Source organism: Rhizobium sp. 10N427 (assembly GCF_056394605.1).
This window is the reverse complement of record NZ_JBFTID010000012.1, coordinates 127906-148976: the sequence shown is the minus strand read 5'-3', so window position 1 is coordinate 148976 and position 21071 is coordinate 127906. Positions and strand designations below refer to the sequence as shown.

Annotated in this window: 18 protein-coding genes and 1 pseudogene; 16 read left to right on the top strand and 3 right to left on the bottom strand. The window is 60.9% G+C overall.

Annotated elements, in window-relative coordinates; all coding sequences use genetic code 11:
* Nucleotides 1–112: 112 nt before the first annotated feature.
* Nucleotides 113–199: pseudogene (locus tag AC1DIJ_RS22720) on the bottom strand (ion channel); the annotation flags it as partial.
* An 88-nt stretch (nucleotides 200–287) separates the two neighbouring features.
* On the opposite strand from AC1DIJ_RS22720, the gene AC1DIJ_RS22715 reads away from it, so the two are divergent.
* Nucleotides 288–698, top strand: a complete 411-nt coding sequence (locus AC1DIJ_RS22715) for a serine hydrolase (protein WP_112390053.1) — start codon at nucleotides 288–290, stop codon at nucleotides 696–698.
* Between the two features lie 43 nt (nucleotides 699–741).
* Here AC1DIJ_RS22715 and AC1DIJ_RS22710 read toward each other — a convergent pair whose 3' ends face one another.
* A complete protein-coding gene (locus tag AC1DIJ_RS22710) occupies nucleotides 742–1212 on the bottom strand; it encodes a hypothetical protein (RefSeq protein WP_112390052.1) in 471 nt (156 codons plus the stop codon).
* A 241-nt stretch (nucleotides 1213–1453) separates the two neighbouring features.
* Between AC1DIJ_RS22710 and AC1DIJ_RS22705 the strand changes: the two genes are divergently transcribed.
* The 15 genes from AC1DIJ_RS22705 (at nucleotide 1454) to AC1DIJ_RS22635 (ending at nucleotide 20452) form a co-directional block, all read left to right on the top strand.
* Nucleotides 1454–2989, top strand: a complete 1536-nt coding sequence (locus AC1DIJ_RS22705) for a DHA2 family efflux MFS transporter permease subunit (protein ID WP_477831557.1) — start codon at nucleotides 1454–1456, stop codon at nucleotides 2987–2989.
* A 235-nt stretch (nucleotides 2990–3224) separates the two neighbouring features.
* Nucleotides 3225–4256, top strand: coding sequence for a substrate-binding domain-containing protein (locus AC1DIJ_RS22700; protein WP_112390050.1), 1032 nt, complete (start codon nucleotides 3225–3227; stop codon nucleotides 4254–4256).
* Between the two features lie 71 nt (nucleotides 4257–4327).
* Entirely contained in the window at nucleotides 4328–5872 is a 1545-nt protein-coding gene (locus AC1DIJ_RS22695; protein ID WP_112390049.1) for a sugar ABC transporter ATP-binding protein, read from the top strand.
* A 28-nt stretch (nucleotides 5873–5900) separates the two neighbouring features.
* Nucleotides 5901–6890 (top strand): ABC transporter permease, encoded by a 990-nt coding sequence (locus tag AC1DIJ_RS22690; RefSeq protein ID WP_112390048.1) that lies wholly within the window; start codon nucleotides 5901–5903, stop codon nucleotides 6888–6890.
* Nucleotide 6891: 1 nt separating this feature from the next.
* Nucleotides 6892–7896: a sugar-binding transcriptional regulator gene (locus tag AC1DIJ_RS22685; protein WP_112390047.1), complete on the top strand. Its 1005-nt coding sequence runs from the start codon at nucleotides 6892–6894 to the stop codon at nucleotides 7894–7896.
* Nucleotides 7893–8888 carry an aldo/keto reductase gene (locus AC1DIJ_RS22680; protein WP_112390046.1) on the top strand — a complete coding sequence of 332 codons (996 nt, stop codon included), beginning with the start codon at nucleotides 7893–7895 and terminating at the stop codon, nucleotides 8886–8888. Before AC1DIJ_RS22685 ends, AC1DIJ_RS22680 begins: the two co-directional genes overlap by 4 nt.
* Before the next feature lie 12 nt (nucleotides 8889–8900).
* A complete protein-coding gene (locus tag AC1DIJ_RS22675; protein WP_112390045.1) occupies nucleotides 8901–10646 on the top strand; it encodes a glycerol-3-phosphate dehydrogenase/oxidase in 1746 nt (581 codons plus the stop codon).
* Complete coding sequence (locus AC1DIJ_RS22670; RefSeq protein WP_477831556.1) at nucleotides 10619–11461, top strand: class I fructose-bisphosphate aldolase; 843 nt, start codon at nucleotides 10619–10621, stop codon at nucleotides 11459–11461. Before AC1DIJ_RS22675 ends, AC1DIJ_RS22670 begins: the two co-directional genes overlap by 28 nt.
* Nucleotides 11462–11492: 31 nt before the next feature.
* Entirely contained in the window at nucleotides 11493–13022 is a 1530-nt protein-coding gene (locus tag AC1DIJ_RS22665) for an FGGY-family carbohydrate kinase (protein ID WP_112390043.1), read from the top strand.
* Between the two features lie 2 nt (nucleotides 13023–13024).
* The gene (locus AC1DIJ_RS22660) at nucleotides 13025–14638 is read left to right on the top strand and encodes a GMC family oxidoreductase (RefSeq protein WP_112390042.1); all 1614 of its coding nucleotides are present in this window, start codon (nucleotides 13025–13027) and stop codon (nucleotides 14636–14638) included.
* A gap of 361 nt (nucleotides 14639–14999) precedes the next feature.
* Nucleotides 15000–16346: an LLM class flavin-dependent oxidoreductase gene (locus AC1DIJ_RS22655; RefSeq protein WP_112390041.1), complete on the top strand. Its 1347-nt coding sequence runs from the start codon at nucleotides 15000–15002 to the stop codon at nucleotides 16344–16346.
* A 26-nt stretch (nucleotides 16347–16372) separates the two neighbouring features.
* Nucleotides 16373–17218 (top strand): ABC transporter permease, encoded by an 846-nt coding sequence (locus tag AC1DIJ_RS22650; protein ID WP_112390040.1) that lies wholly within the window; start codon nucleotides 16373–16375, stop codon nucleotides 17216–17218.
* A gap of 56 nt (nucleotides 17219–17274) precedes the next feature.
* A complete protein-coding gene (locus tag AC1DIJ_RS22645; protein WP_112390039.1) occupies nucleotides 17275–18279 on the top strand; it encodes an ABC transporter substrate-binding protein in 1005 nt (334 codons plus the stop codon).
* 11 nt (nucleotides 18280–18290) lie between these two features.
* A complete protein-coding gene (locus AC1DIJ_RS22640; RefSeq protein WP_112390038.1) occupies nucleotides 18291–19061 on the top strand; it encodes an ABC transporter ATP-binding protein in 771 nt (256 codons plus the stop codon).
* 35 nt (nucleotides 19062–19096) lie between these two features.
* On the top strand, nucleotides 19097–20452 hold the full coding sequence (locus AC1DIJ_RS22635) for an LLM class flavin-dependent oxidoreductase (protein ID WP_112390037.1): 1356 nt from the start codon (nucleotides 19097–19099) through the stop codon (nucleotides 20450–20452).
* A 63-nt stretch (nucleotides 20453–20515) separates the two neighbouring features.
* Here AC1DIJ_RS22635 and AC1DIJ_RS22630 read toward each other — a convergent pair whose 3' ends face one another.
* The gene (locus tag AC1DIJ_RS22630; protein ID WP_112390036.1) at nucleotides 20516–21031 is read right to left on the bottom strand and encodes a PAS domain-containing protein; all 516 of its coding nucleotides are present in this window, start codon (nucleotides 21029–21031) and stop codon (nucleotides 20516–20518) included.
* Between the last annotated feature and the right edge of the window lie 40 nt (nucleotides 21032–21071).

Genomic DNA, 21071 nt, shown 5'->3' with positions numbered 1-21071 from the left:
GTTCTAACGGAAAGTATTTCATGACATTATGCACGTTCCGAACAAAAAGATGAAGCGCCGAGCATAGTGAGCGGCATTCCTCACGACCCTTCGTCCGGTATATTCAGGATTTCGGCGTCGTGATGTCTCCAAACCCCGCCGCCGTCACGGTCACGACGGTGAAGTAGAGCGCATCAACGAAGCCTTCGCCTCCCGCTCTTATCGAAGAACGACTGAATGACGGAGCCTGTCCTGGTAAGGGCTTCGCTATCTAACACGATGGTGCCGCTGAGCGGACCCATGCCCGGATCACCGTCGACCTGGAAGGCACGGCGCGCGCCGGCGGCGGCCTGTTCCTGTCCGCGCGCGACTTCGACCGTCTTGGCGATCTGATCCGCCGCGGCGGCGCACGCGACGGAAAACAGATCATTCCCGCGGACTGGATCCGCTACACCACGACCGGCGGCAGCCGTCATGCCTGGACAACCGGCAACTTCGCCCCCTGGCTCCCCTCCGGCTCCTACCGGAACCAATGGTACCAGACCGGCAACGCCGACGGCGCCTTCTTCGCACTCGGCATCCACGGCCAATGGCTCTTCGTCAACCCGCGCGCAGACCTCGTGATCGTCAAATTCTCGTCACAGCCGAATCCGGTGGATGATGGCCTGAAGCAGATGAATATGGCGCTATTCGATGCGATTGCGGAGATCGCTGGATAGGGCGGTGGTAACGCAGGCGGCGGAAGCTCGCCCGCCGGCGGCGTCAATTGTCCCCGGCGAATTCGACGGATGAGATTTCGACCGACCAATCCAGGTCGCCCGGCGACGGGTTGCCAGGCAGGGTTTGAAGGCCGCGATACGAATTGAGCGCCCAGCACGTGCCGTAGGTCTCATGCGGTCCGATGATCTTGTAGCTGGACAGGTAGTCCGAGTAGGTTTCGATGCTGAAACCTGGACGTTTGGCGATCAGGCGAAAACGCACCGTGTTGATCGCGCGGTCCGATCCGTTGGAAAGTTCGACGAAAACCGGCTTGTCCGCTGTCTCACAGCCGCGCGTTGAACTCTTGCCCACCACGAGCCTTGCCATGTCATCGCGACCGGACTGTTGGGAGTAAAAATATGCGGCAATGCCCCCGCCGGCGACAATGAAGACCGCAAGAGCAAATAATGCAGGCCGGGGAAACAGAAAGAAGAAAACAACAAATACAACGACGGCAACGATCAACAATATCATCTGGCGATGCCCCTTTGATGATGACCTAGTGTCATTGGCCCGGACATGCAAGGCTGGGGCCTGGGATGATCGTTTCATCCGCTAGCTATCGGCGCGTATAGGGCCATGCCATTGTGGCAGGAGAGGTTCGTCCTCGCCTTCGGATCTGCGGCTCGATGCCCTCTTGTTTTCGATTGCCAATGCCGTGACGCTGACGGTGCGCCAATCGGATCGATAACGCGGCTCTCTGGAGGGCCAGACAATGCCTGATGTTGCAGACGCCAGTTCGAAGCCCGTGCTCGTGTGGACCGGCTTTCTGGCGATGTGCATAGGCATGTTCATGGCCATCCTCGACGTTCAAGTCGTTGCGACTTCGCTGCCGACAATCCAGTCAGCGTTGGCAATCGACCCGGACCAGATGAGCTGGATACAGACCGCCTACCTGATCGCTGAAGTGGTCGCGATACCCCTGACCGGTTTTCTGACGCGCCTCCTCAGCATGCGGTGGCTGTTCGTCGCCTCCCTGAGCCTCTTTGTTGTCGCGTCGGCCGGCTGCGCCACGAGCGGCAGTTTTGACGGCCTCGTTGCCTGGCGCGTTCTTCAGGGCTTCTCCGGCGGCACATTGATCCCCTCGGTATTCTCGGCGGTCTTCATCCTTTTCCCCGCGGAGCGGCAGACAATTGCGACGACTATTGCCGGCGTCCTCGCGGTTCTCGCGCCGACGGTCGGGCCTATCGTCGGCGGCTGGCTGACAGAGACCTATTCGTGGCACTGGCTGTTTCTGGTCAACGTCATCCCTGGCATCCTCGCGGCACTGGTTGCCGCGCGATCGCTGCCGCGGGAAACCGGCGACATTTCCGAGCTCCGAAACCTTGACATATCAGCGCTTATGCTGATGGCGGCGAGCCTCGCATCACTGGAAATCGCCTTGAAGGAGGCTCCGACCAGCGGCTGGGGGTCGCTCTACGTCATCTCGCTTCTCATCTTGTCGATCGGATCGGGATTTGCCTTCGCCGCGCGGACGTTGCGCCGGTCGCGGCCGCTGGTGAACCTCAACAATTTCCGCGACCGGAACTTCCTGGCGGGATCGATCCTCAGCTTCATCCTCGGCATCGGCCTGTTCGGATCGGTCTATCTGATGCCGGTCTTTCTGGCTTTTGTCCGCGGACATAACGCCCTGGAGATCGGCATGGCCATGCTTGTCACCGGGATAACCCAGCTTGCGACGGCACCGATCGCCGTGGCGCTGGAAAAGCGCGTGGATGCCAGGCTGTTATCTGCCTTCGGCTTTGCGCTGTTTGCGGCGGGTATCGCCATGAGTGCCTTCCAGGATCCACGTTCCGATTACGATGCGATGTTCTGGCCGCAGGTTGTCCGCGGCGCCGCGATCATGTTTTGCCTTCTGCCGCCAACGCGCCTGGCGCTCGGAACGCTGCCACCAGACCGGGTCCCGGATGCGAGCGGGCTCTTCAACCTGATGCGCAACCTCGGCGGTGCCATCGGCATCGCCCTAACCGACACGATCATCTATACCCGGTCGGATCCGCTGGGGCAGGCGCTTTTGGTGCGGCTGCAGGCTGGGGATGTAAAGGCCGCGGCATTCGCCGGAATTCCAATGCAAATGATCGCCGATCAAAAAGGACCGCTGAGCGAGGAGACGATGGCGGCGATCGACCCGCTTGTGCAAACCGCGGCAACCGTTCTGGTCCTCAACGAGGCATGGATGGTCATGGCCGTTCTTACGGCGTGCGCGATGCTGTGTCTGCCCTTTGCCCGAAGAGTTGCTTCGGCCGGCTGATGCGGCAAGCTGTGATCAAGCGCGGAATACTTGTCCACCAAAACATTCCACGGTTTAAGGCCTCACTTCTCGGCTTCTTTATGAAATATATTTCATTGCGTGAATTATATTGACAGTACTCATTGCCTCAAGCTAACTGACATTACCGGCGTTCGAGGAGGAAATCCGGTTTCACTAAAAAGGCGCAAGCGCGCCATCGGCTTTTTGGGAGGGGCTTCGGCCTCGAGGAGGAACTTTGCGCAATTTTCTAGGAACGACTGCGATAGCCCTTTTGGCTGCCGCGACATTGAGCACTGCGGCATCGGCAGCGGAAACGGATAACCCGTTTCGTTGCAAGCCGGGCGAAAAATACGTCATGAACGTTATGGTTTCGGGCGTCGAATACTGGTTTCCGGTCTATGAAATGTTCAAGCAGGCAGGTCAGCAGCTTGGTTGCGAGACCGCCTATACCGGCACACCGGAATATGACGTCAACAAGCAGATCGCGACCTTCGATCAGGCTCTGGCTCAGAACCCAGCCGGAATTCTCGTTCACCCGATGAATTCCGACCCCTTCATCGAGCCGATCAACCGGGCGATCGACCAGGGCACGGCCGTTGTCACCTTCGCGGCGGATTCACCGCTTTCCAAGCGCATTTCCTTCATCACCTCGGACAACACGCGCGAAGGCACCTATGCCGCCGATGCGATTGCCGAGAAACTGGGTGGCAAGGGCGAGTATGCGGTTCTGGAAAATCCCGGGCAGGACAACCACGACAAGCGCATTGCCGCCTTCATCGCCCGCATGGATGAAAAATATCCGGACATGAAGCTCGTCGGCCGGGCTGCTTCGAACCAGGATCCGAACAAGGCCTACCAGGGCCTGATGAGCCTGGTTCAGGCACATCCGAACCTCAACGCCGTCTTCATGCCGGAAGCGAACTCTGCAATCGGTGCGGCTCAGGCCAACAAGGAAAGCGGCGGCAAGATCCTGGTGATGTGCGCCGACGTCAACGCCAATATTCTCGACATGATCAAGGCAGGCGAAGTGTTCGGTTCGATCAATCCGAACCAGGGCATGCAGGGCTACATGGGCTTCATGATGCTTTGGCTTGCCAAGCATCCCGAACTGATCGATCCGATGAACGATGCCAAGCGTTCGGGCTTCAACCCGATGAGCATTCCCTTCGTCGACAACGGCCTGTCGATCGTGACGGCTGCCAATGCCGATGATTTCTATTGGGACAAGTATCTGAAGCGCCGTGGTACCAAGGGTATCGAGGAATAAGCTTTCAGCAAGGCTGCCCGGGATGAGGAGATTCCGGGCAGCCACGCAAAGCAGGAAGGAGGGAGATTGTCATGGTTCACGCGCCGGTCTTGGAGATACGCAATGTCAGCAAACGCTTTGGCGTGATCAAGGCCCTGACAGAGGTGACGTTTTCCCTTGAAAAGGGCGAGGTTCATGCTCTCTGCGGTGAGAATGGCGCGGGAAAATCGACGTTGATGAACATCATCGCCGGCGTATTGCAGCCGAATGAGGGAGAAATCCTTGTCGATGGCGCAGCGGTCAAGATCGCTTCCCCTGCCTTTGCCCAGTCGCTGGGTATCGGCCTCGTTCACCAGGAAATCGCGCTCTGCCCGGATGCGACGGTTGCCGAGAACATGTTCATGGCGGCAACCAACCGCCGCCGCTCGCCCTTCATGAATTTCGCCAGGCTGGAGCGCGAGGCGCAGGCGGTGATGAACCGCCTTGCTCCGATCGACGTCCGCCAGAAGGTCTGCGATCTGCCGATCTCGAGCCAGCAGCTGGTCGAGATCGCCAAGGCGCTGACGCTCGACTGCCGCGTCCTGATCTTCGACGAGCCGACGGCGGCGTTGACCGAGGCTGAAGCGCAAGTATTGTTTGGCATCATCAACGATCTGAAAGCCCAGGGCATATCGATCGTCTATATCAGCCATCGCATGGCCGAGATCTTCAGTCTCTGCGACCGGGTCACCGTCTTTCGCGACGGACGTTATGTTTCGACGGAGAACGTGTCCGAAATCACGTCGGAAGACATTGTACGCCGTATGGTCGGCCGCGAAATCACGCAGCTCTATCCCGAAAAGCAGCCTGTTTCCGAGCGCGGGGGAGAGCCCATTTTGTCCATCCGCGATCTCGGCGACGGCAAGCGCTTCCATGATGTCAGCTTCGAGCTGCGGAAGGGGGAAATCCTGGGGATCGGCGGTCTGATCGGCTCCGGCCGGACGGAGATCGCGGAAGGAATCTGTGGCCTGCGCACAGTAACCGAAGGCGACGTCAAGCTGGAAGGCAAGGCATTGCGGACGGCATCCTATGCAGATGCGGTTCGGGCGGGCGTGGTCTATCTGTCGGAGGATCGCAAGGGTTCTGGCGTCTTCCTCGATCTGTCGATCGCGCAGAATATCGCCGCTCTCGATCTGAAATCGCTGACCGGGCGGTTCGGGCTCCTGAACACGAAGGCGGAGGCAGAACGGGCAACGGATCTCGCGCGCCGCCTGGGCGTCCGCATGGGTGGCATCGACATGCCGGTCTCATCGCTTTCCGGCGGCAACCAGCAGAAGGTGGCGATCGCCAAGCAGCTGGCAGTCGATCCGAAAGTTATCCTCATGGATGAGCCGACCCGCGGTATCGACGTCGGCGCCAAGTCCGAGATTCACCGGCTGCTTCGCGATCTCGCGCGGTCCGGGATCGGCATCGTCGTCATCACCTCGGAGCTGCCCGAGCTGCTCGGTCTTTGCGACCGGGCGGTCGTCATCCACGAAGGCCGGGTTGCCGGCGAACTCGAAGGCGAGGCGATGACCGAAGAGGCGATCATGCGGCTGGCCTCCGGTGTCGGCACGCGGCAACACTTCACAACAAGGGCATCAGAGCATGCCGTCTGAAGAAAAAGCAGGGGCAGGAGACCAAACAATGACAGATCACGCATTGGCGGCGGCGAAGGAGCGGCCCTCTTCCTGGAAGAGATTCGGAACGATGCGGGAGGCGGGGCTGATCGCCATCATTCTCGCACTGTGCGTACTCATGAGTTTCGCCTCTCCACACTTTCTGACGCTCGGCAATTTCAGGGCCATGCTGATGTCCTTCTCGGTGGAAGGCATCGTTGTGGTCGGCATGACCATCCTTCTGATCGTCGGCGGTATCGATCTTTCCGTCGGGTCCGTCGTCTGTTTCTCGATGGTGCTGTCGGGCTCATTGTTTCTCATGGGCCTCGATCCGTGGAGCGCGTCGCTGATCGGAATTCTCGCGAGCGCGCTGATCGGTTGCGCGATGGGTTTCTTTGTCACGATCATCGGGCTCAACCATTTCATCACATCACTCGCGGCGATGGTCATCGTGCGTGGGGTCTGCCTGATCATCACAAAGGGAACGCCGCTCTCGCTGTTCACGCTGCCACCGTCGTTCAAGGCGATCGGGCAGGGAACCTTCTACGGGGTGCCTTACGTCATCCTGATCTTCGTGGCGGTCGTTGCCATCTTCGATTTTCTGCTGCGCCGGGCGACCGCCTTCCGCAAGGTTTTCTATACCGGCAGCAATGAAAAGGCAGCGCTCTATTCCGGGATCAAGACAGACCAGGTGAAGTTCTGGGTGACGGTTCTCTGCGCCACGCTGTCAGGTGTCGCCGGCGTCATCTACATGTCGCGCTTTGGTGCGGCCACCCCGACCTTCGGCGTCGGCATGGAGCTTAACATCATCGCGGCAGCTGTTATCGGCGGTGCATCTCTCAGCGGCGGTTCCGGGACGATCCTGGGCGCTATCCTCGGCATTGCGCTTCTTTCGGTCGTCACCAGCTCGCTGATCCTGCTCGATGTCTCGGTTTACTGGCAGGACATGATCAAGGGCTGCATTCTGCTGGCGGCGGTTTCCATCGACCATTTCCTTCACAAGCGGAAGGCTATCTGACATGCGGATTGCAAAACCGAAATCTCCCGCCGCACCGCGCGAAGAAATCGTCATTGCGCGGCAGATGCATCAAGCTCTTGTGCTGCACTTTCTTGAAGGACTGACGCAGGCGCAAATCGCCGACCGGCTTGGCATCTCGCATGCCACCGTCAACCGGCTGATCAAGCGCGGGCGCCAGCTCGGCCTCGTTGAAATCAAGATCAAATCGCCGGTCGAGCCGTTGGTCGACATGGAAGAACAGCTTCTGGCGCTCGGCGGCATCAGCCGTGCCATCGTGGTGCCGACCGTCTCCGACAATCCGCAGACGGCTTTGCAGGCGGTTGGCGAGGCGGCAGCACGTCTGCTTCTGGAGCAGATTGCCGACGGGGACACGATATGCATCACCGGTGGCAAGGGCGTCAGCGCTGTCGTTGCCGGTCTTCAGGCGCCGCGCCGTTTCGACGTCGAAGTCATTCCGGCAACGGGATGTGTGCAGGGCAAGCACTATACCGATGTGAACCACGTCTCGACGATGATGGCGGATAGGCTGGGTGGCCGGTCATACCAGATCCACGCGCCTCTCTTTGCCGATAGCGCAGCCGAGCGCGGCATGCTGATCAACATGCGTTCGGTTGCCGATGTCTTCAAAAGGGCGCGTGAGGCCAAGGTGGCGATCGTCGGCATCGGCTCGATCCTCTCCGACGACTCCAGCTATTACGATCTCCATCCGTCTTCCAGCACCGACCGCGCCGCGATCGAGCGCTCGGGTGCCTCATGCGAACTGCTTGCTCACTTGCTCGATGACGCAGGCGATATCTGCGACTACAGCCTCAACCGTTCTCTCGTGTCGCTGACGCTGCCGGAATTCGCGTCGATCCCGACGAAGATCGGCGTGGCAAGCGGGCCGAACAAGGCGGGTCCTATCCTCAGCGTCATGCGCGGCCACCATCTCGATACGCTGGTCACCGACGAGGCAACCGGTGCACGCGTTCTGGCGCTTGCAAGCTCGGAAGGACGACGCGCATGAGCGGGCAGCAATTGATACGCGAAATCGGATCTTCGGGCGTCGCCGCCTCGGCGGTCGGCCTTGGCACCTGGGCTATCGGTGGCTGGATGTGGGGCGGCACGGACGAGGCGGAATCGATCTCCGCGATCCAGGCCTCGCTCGACGCCGGTGTGACCTTGATTGACACGGCGCCGGCCTATGGTCTCGGCCGGTCGGAAGAAATCGTTGGCAAGGCGCTCGCCGGCCGCCGCGACAAGGCGGTCATCGCAACGAAGTGCGGCCTGGTCTGGCATACGGACAAGGGAAAGCATTTCTTCGATCAGGACGGCAAGCCTGTTCACCGCTATCTCGGCCGGGATGCGATTTTCCATGAAGTCGAAGAGAGCCTGCGCCGCCTCGGCACCAACTATATCGACCTCTACATCACCCATTGGCAGGACCCGACGACGCCGATCGAAGAAACGATGCGGGCGCTCGAAGACCTGAAAACATCGGGCAAGATCCGCGCGATCGGCGCCAGCAACGTCAGCGCCGACGAACTCAAGGCTTACATCTCCGCCGGTGGCCTGGATGCCATCCAGGAGCGTTTCAGCATCATCGACAGGGAGATCGAGGCCGATCTGTTGCCGCTGACCGGCGCAAACGGCATCGCGACGCTGAGCTATTCTTCTCTGGCGCTTGGCCTACTGTCCGGCGCGATTGGGCCTGAGCGGGTCTTTTCCGGGGATGACCAACGGCGGGACAATCCGCGTTTCTCTGTGGCTAACCGCGAGAAGGCGCTGGCTTTTGCCACGGCCATCCGGCCGGTCGCCGACAAGCACAGGGCCAGCATCGCGCAGACGGTCATCGCCTGGACGCTTGCCCAGCCCGGCGTCACTTTCGCGCTTTGCGGCGCCCGCAATCCGGCACAGGCGATCGACAATGCCCGGGCCGGAACCATACGGCTGGACGCGGAAGATCAGTCGGCCATCGACGCAGCCATCTCAGCGAAACTGACCGATATGGACAGGTAACGGATCGCCATCATGAATCGTGAAGAGACGTTGGACGGGCTTCGCCAAAGCCCGAAAGTGGACGTGTGTGTCATTGGCGGCGGTATCAACGGCATCAGCGTCTTCCGGGAGTTGGCGCTGCAGGGCGTCAATGTGCTTCTCGTCGAGAGGCACGACTACTGCTCGGGTGCGAGCGCGGCGTTGTCACGCATGGTGCATGGCGGCCTTCGCTACCTGGAGAATGGCGAATTCAAGCTGGTGCAGGAATCGCTGATGGAGCGTGACCGGCTGCTGCGCAACGCCCCGCACTATGTTGCCCCTCTGCCGACGACCGTGCCGGTTTTCGATATCTTCTCGGGGCTCGGCAACGGCATCGTCCGCTTCCTGGGATTGACCCGCCGGCCAAGCCGCCGCGGCGCTGTTGCGATCAAGGCGGGGCTCAGCATCTATGACTTCCTGATCCGCGAGCGGGCCATGATGCCGTTCCACCAGTTTCGCAGCCGGCGGGCCACTCTCGCCCGGTGGCCGGCGCTCAATCCTGATATCCGAAGCTCCGCAACTTACTACGACGCCTGGGTGAGCCACCCGGAGCGGCTTGGCATCGAACTGCTGGAAGACGGATTGTCGGCGCAACCACAGGCGCGTGCATTGAACTACGCGGAGATCACCGGGAAAGACGGCGGCTATGCCCTCCGCGACAGTATCGACGGCAGGTCGGTGGCGATCGAGCCGTCACTCATCATCAACGCAACGGGCGGATGGATCGACATTACCAACAACACGCTCCTTACGCCGGATGCCCGCCCGGCACCTCTGATGGGAGGAACCAAGGGCTCGCATCTCATCATCGACAATACGGCTCTCTACGATGCGCTTGCCGGCCACATGATCTACTACGAAAACGAGGATGGCCGGATTTGCATCCTGTTTCCCTATCTGGGCAAGGTGCTGGTCGGCTCCACTGATATTCGCGTCGAAGACCCGGAACCGGTGCGCTGCGAGGCCGACGAGCGCGACTATATCCTCCAGTCGCTTGCCTTCGTCCTGCCGGGGATCGAGATCCGGCTGGAAGAGATCAGCTTTCAGTTCTCCGGCGTGCGGCCGCTGCCGGCGAGCACGGACAGTTTCACCGGCCGAATCCCACGCGATCATTTCTGCACGGTCATCGACGCCGATGACGGTGGTGCGGCGGTGGTGTGCATGATCGGCGGCAAATGGACGACGTTCCGGTCCTTCGGCGAACTGGCAGCAGACATCGCGCTGGAACGGCTGGGCAGGCAGCGGCAGATCTCGACCGCTGACCGGGCAATCGGCGGCGGGCGGAGATTTCCACTCGATCGTGCAGCCTGGATCGCTGAAGCCGCGGCGGGAAAAGGGCTCCCCGCGGCGCGCATGGCAGCGCTTTTTTCTCGCTACGGCACAGAGGCGGAGGCGATCGCGAGCTTCATCGCAGCCGCACCCGATGCAAGCATGCCGCATGCAGACTACTCGGCGCGCGAACTGCTTTTCCTTATCCGCAACGAAGCGGTCGAACGGCTGGACGATGTGCTTCTCAGGCGAACGACGCTTGCCATAAGCGGCAACCTGTCCCTGCAAATGGTGGATGCCGTGCTCGATCTTCTTGCAACCGAGAGATCCTGGACACCGGCGCAGCGCGAGGCCGAACGCGCCCGCTTTCTCACCCTCTTGCGCGAACGTCACGGCGTTGCCGAAAGCACACTTTTCGAACGGAATGAACAAAGGAGCATGGAATGCGAAACAACAGCAAAGTCCGGATGAACAGACTGTTCGGTGGTGGCCGTTGCCTGGACGTGGCGATCGATCATGGAGTGTGCAACGAGCCGTCGTTTCTGAGCGGCTTGGAAGACATGCAAACGGTGGTCAAGGCTCTGGTCGATGCGGCACCCGATGCAATCCAGATGAATTACGGCCAGGCCGACCTGCTGCAGGATGTTGCGGGCAAGGACAAGCCGGCGCTGGTCATGCGCGTCGATATGGGCAATCCGTACAACAGCACGCGCCACCGCCACATGTGGGCCGTGCTGCAGAACGAGGCGGAACCTCTGATCGGCGCCATCGAGATGGACGCGGCCTGTGTCGTCGTCAATCTGTTCATGCTGCCGGATGAGCCGGATCTGTTCCGCCAATGTGTCCAGAACATCGCCCGCATCCGTGCGGATTGCGACAAATACGGCATGCCGCTGATGATCGAACCGCTGGTGATGCAGCCGGTCGACAAGGCCGGCGGCTATATGGTGGACGGTGACGCCGACAAGATCGTCACCCTGACCCGCCTTGCCCGTGAGATGGGAGCCGATATCGTCAAGGCAGACCCGACGACCAATGCCGAGGATTATCACCGGGTTGTCGAGGCGGCGCGGTGCCCGGTGCTGGTGCGTGGCGGCGGCAAGGAAGACCTTCGTGCCGTCTTTGGCAAATCGGCGGCCTTGATGCGGCAGGGCGCGGTCGGCATGGTCTATGGGCGCAACATCTATCAGCACGCCAACCCCAGCGCGGTTGTTCGAGGATTGATGGCGATCGTGCATGACGATGCTGGCGGCGAAGATGCCTTCGAGCTTTATCAGCGCGGCTAAGAGTGAACAAGAACCTTGGGAGGGGTTCCGCATGGCACGTTATCTACTGGGGCTGGACGCCGGCAACACGGTCATCAAGGCCGTGATTTTCGACACGGAGGGCAATGAAATTGCCGCCGCATCCGCGGAGGGACACAGCCGCATGCCCCATCCCGGCCACGTAGAGCGTGGGCTCGACGAACTCTGGTCGAATGCCCGCAAGGTCATTCGCCGCTGCATTGAGCAGGCCGCCATCGAACCCGGGGATATTGCCGGCGTCGGCTGTGCCGGTCATGGAAACGGCCTCTATGCACTGGATCGGGGCGGAGAGCCGCTGCTCGGCATCCAATCGCTCGATACGCGAGCCGCTGCTCTAGTGGAGGAATGGCAGTCGCAAGGCGTCGGCGATCGGACACATCCGATCGCCCGGCAGCGTCCCTGGCCATCGCAGACGCCAACCTTGCTGGCCTGGCTGAAGCGTCACCGGCCGGACCTGTTCAATCGTATCGGCACGGTTTTCCTCTCCAAGGATTTCGTCGTCAACCGGCTGACCGGCCGTCGTGTCAGCGATGTGTCCGATATGTCCGGAGCTGGCCTGCTCAATCTTGCCGAGCGTCGCTATGACGCCGCACTAATGGAGGCCTACGGTCTTGGTGACCACATGGATCTCCTGCCGCCGCTGATCGAAAGTGCGGATATCGCCGGTACGGTGACTGAAGAAGTCTCCCGGCAAACGGGACTTGCCACGGGCACGCCTGTGGTCGGCGGGCTGTTCGATGTGGTCGCGTCGGCCCTCGGTTCTGGCGTGTCGCGCACCGGCAGTGCGTCGATCATCGCAGGTACCTGGAGTATCAATCAGGTTATCATTGGCGGTCCTGACCTCGACGGGCCGGTCTTCATGTCATCGACCTTCGATCGCACCCGCTACATGGCGATGGAGAACAGTGCTACCTCAGCTGCCAATCTCGAATGGCTGGTCAAGGAGTTCTTCGAGGGCGATCACTCAGCGGCCAGTTCGCCATTTGACGCATGCTGCGCGCTGGCTGGGGCGATCGATCCGGCCGCAGACGATCCGCTCTACCACCCCTATCTCTATGGTGCTCAGCAGGACGGCCATGCGCGCGCCGGATTCTACGGCATTGCGGGTTGGCATAGCAAAGGCCATCTGGTGCGCGCCGTGCTCGAAGGTGTCGCGTTCGGTCACCGTCAGCATATCGAGACGATCCGGAAGGCAGGCGCAGTCTTCAACGAAGCGGTGCTGTCAGGGGGTGGATCGCGAAGCCTCATCTGGCCACAGATCTTCGCCGATGTGCTTGGCGTTCCCGTCACCGTTGCCCGCTCGCGTGAGACCGGCGCACTTGGCGCTGCGATCGCGGCCGGCACCGGCGTCGGTCTTTTCGCAGACTTTGAAGCAGGTGCCGAAGTAATGGTCCGCGTTGAGCGGCACTACCGGCCGGACACCACGCTGGAAGCGCATTATGCACGACGCTACGCGCTCTACACCGACATCGCCGAGGCGATGGCGCCCCTTTGGCGGCGGCTGACGGCAGTCCCTCCTGCTTCGGCGGAGGCCGCGGCTTGACCATGCACAGAGATGAGACGCCGGTTGATGCAGGAACCTATGACTTCATAATTGTTGGCGCTGGATCGGCAGGGTGTGTCTTGGCAAACCGGCTGTCGGCCAATCCAAACAATCGCGTTCTGCTTCTGGAAGCGGGCGGAAGTGACCGTTACCACTGGGTCCATATTCCGATCGGATACCTCTTCTGCATGGGTAATCCGCGGACGGATTGGATGATGACGACGATGCCGGAGACTGGCCTCAACGGGCGTTCGCTTCCCTATCCGCGCGGCAAGCTTCTCGGCGGCTGCTCCTCGATCAACGGAATGATCTACATGCGCGGCCAGGCCGCCGACTATGATGGGTGGCGTCAGGCGGGCAATGCCGGTTGGGGCTGGGACGACGTCCTTCCATATTTCCGCAAGTCGGAAGACAACTACCGGGGAAGTTCCGAAATCCACGGCGCGGGCGGTGAATGGCGGGTGGAGCGTCAGCGCCTCTCATGGCCCGTTCTCGATGCCTTTCGGGATGCGGCCGAGGAACTCGGCATTCCAAAGACGGATGATTTCAATGGGGGCGACAACGAGGGCTCCGGTTATTTCGAGGTCAACCAGCGGGGTGGGATGCGCTGGAACACCACAAAGGCCTTCCTCCGGCCCGCCATGAGACGCCCCAATCTCCGCGTCCTGACCGCGGCGGAAACGGAAAAACTCCAGTTCGACGGCCGGCGGGTCACCGGCGTCCGCTTCCGGTCGAACGGTAAAATGCATCATGCGCAAGCTTGCCGCGAGGTCATCCTTTCCGCCGGCGCGATCAACTCGCCGAAGATATTGGAGCTCTCCGGGATCGGCAGACCCGGTGTTCTTCAATCGGCCGGAATCGATGTGGTTCACCCGCTTGATGGCGTCGGCGAAAACCTGCAGGACCACCTGCAAATCCGCACGGTCTTCCGTATCGAAGGCGCAAGAACGCTGAACCAGCTCTATCACAACCTTCTTTCCCGCGCGGGAATGGGGTTGGAATATGCACTGCGCCGCTCCGGCCCTCTTTCCATGGCCCCGAGCCAGCTCGGCATCTTCGCAAAAAGCGATCCGTCGCTGGCAACCGCGGATCTTGAGTATCACGTTCAGCCGCTCAGCACCGACAGGCTCGGCGAGCCGCTGCATCGCTTCCCTGCCGTCACGGTCTCTGTGTGTAACCTCCGCCCCGAAAGCCGCGGCACGGTCCATATCTCAAGGCCAGACACGTCGGCAGTTCCGGATATAAGGCCAAACTATCTCTCGACCGCCGGCGACCGTATCGTTGCGGCGAGATCGATCCGTCATGCCCGCAGTCTGATGCAGGCCAAGGCAGTGTCGCGCTTCGCGCCCAAGGAGATGCTGCCGGGCGCAGAGTTTCAGAGTGACGAAGACCTGATCCAGAGAGCGGGCGATATAGCGACGACGATTTTTCATCCGGTTGGAACGTGCAGGATGGGAAGCGATGAGCATGCAGTCGTGGATCAGGAATTGCGTGTCAGAGGGATTGTGGGGCTGAGGGTCGTTGATGCGTCTGTCATGCCGACGATTGTGTCGGGCAATACCAATTCACCTGTCATTATGATCGCCGAGAAGGCCGCCGACATGATTGCCAATTAGCCGGGCTGGCGTGTTTCGGCACCGCCCGAGACATTGAGCCACGCCAGGCAAACATCACGCGTGCTTCTTGCCATCAACGATGGTTTGCCGAATGTATCGGACATCGCCCTGGAGCCTGAATTGATCGTCCGAGGCAGCACCCGATAGAGATAGCTTCGGGAGAACTGCGCCTTCCGCGAAGCTATTCGGCTCGCCGCCTTTACCGATATGTCCGGCAAATTAGAAAAATAATTTAGCGGGTGGGAACGCGAAGGAATTAATAGCCTATCAAATTTCTAGATTTCATCGAATTTTATGTCGCGTTCCGATGCTTCCGACGGCCGATCCTTAGCCATCGCAAATGGAACCGAGGAGGAATTCGGTGGCACGACAGATCAGATTGGGCGCGTTTCTACCTGGCGGTGGCCAGCATATTGCTTCGTGGCGGCACCCGGATCAGCCGGTCGATGGCGCAACCAACCTCCAGTTTCATATCAAGCTCGCGCAAGAAGCCGAGCGCGGTCTGTTCGATGCCTATTTCCTGGCTGACGGGCTCGCGGTTGCCTTTGGCGGCGGCATCGAAGGCGGAAACGCAAGGGTCGTCGGATTTGAACCCGTGACACTTTTCTCCGCTCTTGCGCCGTTTACCAAGCATCTGGGCTTCATCGCCACGGCTTCGACGACCTATGAAGAGCCATATTCGGTGGCCCGCAAGTTCGCCTCGCTTGATCTGATTTCCGGCGGACGAGCGGGATGGAACGTCGTCACGACAGCGACGGAAGCAGCAGCCCGGAATTTCAACCGGGACCAGCAGCTTCCCCATGCCGCACGCTACCGCCGCGCAGCCGAGCACGTGAGTGTCGTCAAGAAGCTCTGGGAAAGCTTCGAGGACGATGCCTTCATCCGCGATCGCGAAAGCGGTGTCTATTTCGACGTGAACAAGGTGCATCGCACAGATCACCGCGGCGAGCATTTCAAGGTCGAGGGACCGCTGAATGTCAGCCGCTCCTCGCAGGGTCACCCGGTCATCGTTCAGGCGGGCCAGTCCGACGACGGCCGCGACCTTGCCGCGGCTACCGCCGAGGTGATTTTCACCGCCCACCAGAAGCTCGATACCGCGCAAGAGTTCTATCGCGACATCAAGGCCCGTGCCCGGGCGCATGGACGCAATCCAGCTCATGTTCTGGTCATGCCGGGCGTCTCGCCATTTGTCGGCCGGACGGAAGCCGAAGCGCGCGAAAAATACGAACGTCTGACGAGCTTGATCATCGAGGAAGACGGTCTTGCGCTCATCAACGCCTTGAGTGGCGGCGAGCTTGATCTTGCCGGCGCCGATCTCGATGGCCCACTCCCGCCAGCGCCGCCGACGGAAGGGATGAAAAGCCGCCAGGACTTGATCCGCCGCATCGCCGACGAAAACAACTTCTCGATCCGGCAACTTTACCAGTGGATCGCCTCGGCAAGGGGACACTACACGATCGTCGGCTCGGCCGTGCAGATTGCCGACACGCTTCAGGAATGGTTCGAAAATGAAGGCGCGGACGGCTTCAACATCCTGCCGCCGTGGCTGCCCACTGGCCTGACAGACTTCGTCGATCTGGTGATCCCGGAGCTGCAGCGCAGAGGCCTGTTCCGCACCGCCTACGAGGGAAACACGCTCCGCGGCAATCTTGGCCTTCCTTTCCCGCATACCCGCTGGGCAAGCGCAGCGTCTGAAGCCGCAGAATAGCAAAAAGCCAACAAGGAGATATGCAGATGGCAATCAATGATGACCAGCCAGCCGTATTGCAGGGCTTTCAGGCCGGAGCTTTCTGGCGGGAAGGGGCAGGCAGAGAGTTTCTGTCTTTCACCGGAAACATCTTCTCACGCTGGGGGCTTCTCATCGCATTCGCCGTCTTCTGGCAGATCGCACCGTCAATGGGCTGGACCAACAAGGCCGTCCTGCCGCCGCTCAGCATCATTGTCCAGGCGCTCTGGAACGGAATTGCCGCTGGTACCTTCTCGAATGATATCCTGATCAGCCTGCAACGGGCCGGTATCGCCTTCGGAGCGGCGGCTGCCGTCGGTATCCCGCTCGGGCTGTTCATGGGGCAGATCCGCGTCATCGAGCGCGCTCTCGACCCGATCCTCCAGCTTTTTCGCCAGACCTCTGCGCTTGCGCTCTATCCTGTCTTCATTCTGCTGCTCGGGCTTGGCGAAGCGTCGAAGATCTTCGTCATTTTCTGGGCGACGCTGTTCCCGATCCTCCTGTCGACGATCGGCGGGGTGAAGCAGGTTGATCCCAAGCTCCTCGAAATGGCACGCGTTTATGGCGCCGGCCGGTTGACCATCTTCCGCCGCGTCGTGCTGCCGGCTGCATTGCCCCAGATTTTCGTCGGGCTGCGCCTTTCCGCCACGACGGCCCTCCTGCTCTTGATTGCTGCGGAGATGATCGGCGCGAATTCCGGCGTCGGTTTCCAGGTCATGAATGCGCAATACAACTTCCAGATCCCGATGATGTTTGCCGCGATCCTGCTTCTGGCACTGCTCGGGCTATCCGCGAACTTCGTCCTCGAACGCCTGCAGGCCCGGCTTTGCCGTTGGACCAGGGTCAAGAACTGAAACGCATGCTTCTCAGCCCGACAAAGCGCTGATCCACCAAAACTCAGGAGATTGTAATGCACATTCTGCGCCGTTCCGGCGGTCACGCCCTCGCGCTCACCGCCGGCCTCTTTCTTGCCGCTTCCACCAGTTTCGCTGCTGCTGCCGAACCGGAGCAGGTGACGATCCGGTTCCTTGCCAGCCAGGGTGGCCTTGCTGCCCACGAGCTGGCGGATGCGCTGGGCTACTTCAACGGCACCGGCATCACGCTCAAGAATGTCGGTTACGCGCAGGGCGGTCCGGCATCGCTCTTTGCACTCGCCTCCGGCGATGTCGAGCTCGGCAGCGCTGCGACGGCAGCCGTTTTGAATTCGGTCGCCAGCGGCAATGATTTCATCGCGGCCTATGCTTCGAACGGCATCAACAAGACGACGGAAAGCATTTTCTACACGCTTGAGGGAAGCCCGATCCATTCGATCAAGGATCTTGCCGGCAAGACGATCGCCGTCAACACGCTTGGTGCGCATCTGGACTACACGGTCCGTGAGGCGCTCCATTCGGTCGGCCTTCCCGAGAATGCCGCAAAGCTCGTCGTCGTGCCGGGCCCGCAGCTCGAGCAGGTCCTTCGCTCGAAGCAGGTTGATATCTCCGCGTTCGGCTATTGGCAGAAGACCTTCGAAGGCGCTGCCCTGAAGAATGGCCCGCTGCAGAAGGTCTTCGGGGATACCGACGTTCTCGGCGAAATCGCCGGCGGCTTCGTCGTTCTGCGCCGCGATTGGATCAAGGAGCATCCGCAGGCTGCCAAGGTCTTCGTCGAAAAATCCGAAGCGGCCCTCGAATATGCGCGCCTGCATCCCGAAGAGACGAAAGCCGTCATCGCAAAGGTGCTCGCTTCGCGCGGTGAGAATGCCGATATCGCCCAGTATTTCACCGGCTACGGTGTGCGCGAAGGTGGCAAGGCGGTGACCCGCGATCTGCAGTTCTGGATCGACATCCTGGCACGCGGCGGCGTTCTTCAGCCGGGCCAGCTCAAGGCCGGGGATATTCTCTACAATCCTGCCAACTTCGCAGTCGCGAACTGAGGAGATAAGCGATGAGCATCGCCGAACCGGCAGTCCGTGGCGAAGTCACGATCCGAAACCTCTCGAAATCCTATTCGATCAAGGGCCGTCGTCTCGACGTGCTTCAGGGCGTCAGCAATCACATTCGCGCTGGGGAAAGTCTTGCGATCGTCGGTGCATCAGGGTCGGGCAAGACAACGCTGCTTCGGGTGCTTGCGGGGCTTGAGGATGCCGATCGCGGCGAGGTTCTGATAGACAGGCAGCCGGTTCGCGGTGTTGGCCGCGACCGGGCGGTTATCTTTCAGGAACCGCGGCTGCTGCCTTGGCTGAGCGTGCTCGACAATGTCGCCTTTCCGCTGGAAAATCGTGGGCTAGGCAAGTCGGAAGCCCGTGCAAGCGCCAGGCATTACATCAAGCTTGTCGGCCTCAGCGACTTTGCCGATGCCCTGCCATCGCAGCTTTCGGGCGGCATGGCGCAACGCGTCGGCATCGCGCGGGCGCTTGCCGTCAAGCCCGAGATCCTGCTGCTGGACGAGCCGTTCGGAGCGCTCGATGCGATGACGAAAATCACCATGCAGGAGGAGCTGGCGCGCATCTGGCGCGAAGAGCGGGTGACGATGATCCTCGTTACGCATGATCTCGAGGAAGCCGTCTATTTGGCCGACAGGGTGCTGATCCTGCCCAAGGACAAAGGCGGGCGGACGCGCGAGATCGAGGTCGATCTTCCAAGGCCGCGAAACCGCAGCGAGCCGCGCTTCGTGCGGCTGCGCGAACAATTGCTGAATGAATTTGGCCTGCATTGATGGCGCGCCGCAAGCGCGTTTGAAGGGAGACTTTTATGCCTAGACGTGACCGCCAAATGAGCCTCGGTGCTTTCCTGCTGTATACGGGACATCATGTTGCCGCATGGCGCCACCCAGGCGCATCCGACAGCACCCGCTTCCGGGACTTTGCGCAATTCGCACGCATCGCCGAAGATGCCAAGTTCGATGCTGTCTTCCTTGCAGATGGCGTCAGCGCCCGTATCAACGATGCGGCGGCCGCGAGCCGCAAGGCTCATTCCGGGTTCTATCCCTTCGAACCCGTCACGTTGCTATCGGCCTTGTCGGCGGTCACGAGCCGGATCGGCTTGGTGGCGACGGCATCCACCTCTTTCTCCGATCCCTACAACCTTGCGCGGCAGTTTGCGTCGCTCGATCATCTTTCGGATGGCCGGGCAGGGTGGAACCTCGTCACCTCTGCGGATCAGGGCGCCGCCTTCAACTTCAGCCGCGACGCCATCATTGCACATGCCGATCGTTATCGGCGAGCTGAAGAGTTCGTCGATGTCGTGACCGGCCTGTGGGATAGTACCGATGATGACGCCTTCAGCCGCGACCGGGAGAACGGGATCTATTTCGATCCCGGCAAAGTCCGCGCGCTTGACCACCGCGGCACCTTCTTCCAGGTGCGCGGACCGCTGAATATTCCCCGACCTCCTCAGGGACGGCCTGTCGTCATCCAGGCGGGCTCCTCCGAGCCGGGCAAAGAGCTTGCGGCACGAACGGCAGAAGCGGTTTTTACAGCACAGCAGACATTGGCGGGCTCGGTTGCCTTCTATAGCGATCTGAAGGGGCGTCTCTCGAAATACGGGCGCTCCGCGGATGACCTCAAGATTCTGCCCGGAGTTTTCCCCGTCGTCGGAAAGACCAGGCAGGAAGCGAGCGACAAGTTCGAGCAGTTGCAAAGCCTTCTTGAGCCGTCTGTCGGGCTGGACATGCTCGCCGATCTTGCGGGCGTGGAGGACATAAGGACGATGCCGGTCGATCTGTTGATATCGGATCTGCCGGAGACCGAGGGCGGGAAGAGCCGGAGGGCGCTTTTCCTCGAGCTTGCGGCTCGCGAGAACCTGACGCTTCGTCAGCTTTACGAGCGCGTGGCGGGCGCCCGCGGCCACTGGCAGATTGTCGGTTCCGCCAAGGAAATCGCCGACGAATTGGAGGAGCGTTTCGTCAACCATGGGGCCGACGGTTTCAATATCATGTCACCGGCGCTGCCCTGGGGCCTGTCGGACTTCGTGGGGCTCGTCGTCCCGGAACTGCGCCGCCGCGGCCTCTTCAGGCAGGAATATCAGGGGCATACGTTGAGGGATCATCTCGGTCTTTCCCGGCCAGGCTTGCAGCAGGGCGCACTTCCGAAGGTGGCGGCCGAGTGATGTGAGGGCCCGCGCGCTACGGCGATCGCTTCGGATGCCGTGCGGGAAACGCGGCGCCCGTTCTCAGTGAATGGACGTATCGTGCTCGGAACGCCGGCCGTAACGGCGCAGAGCTTGGCCTAAAAGCTCCACCATTTCCATTTCGCCGCATTGCCGCGCCAGATCATGCGCCTGCAGGCAATGCCAGAAGAGCCTCTCCGATGGCATCGGCTGGCCGATTGACGGGTAGACAATGCCCGCATAGTGCGAGGGCGTGCCGTTCGCGTCTCGAAAGCATCGCCCGAATGCCGAGACGCCGACCTCCGTGGCATCCGGCCGCACGATCCGGTAGTCGCGCTGGTAAGCTTCGCCCGTGACGATCGCTTCGTGAATGGCCTTGGCAACATCTGGTCTGTCGTCCTCGCGGATGCGGTCGAGAAACCGGACGATCGGCAGACCACGCTCGGCTTCGCGCGAATCCAGCCCAAAGAGATCGGCCAACGCGGCATCTGCATAGACAGTGTCGTCGCTCAGCTGCCACATGAATATCCCGGCATCGGCGGACCGCGCTGCAGTGTCTTCGGTCATATAGTCGTTCATCCGGCCGCCGCCCCAAACTGAAACATTTTACGGTCCTTTA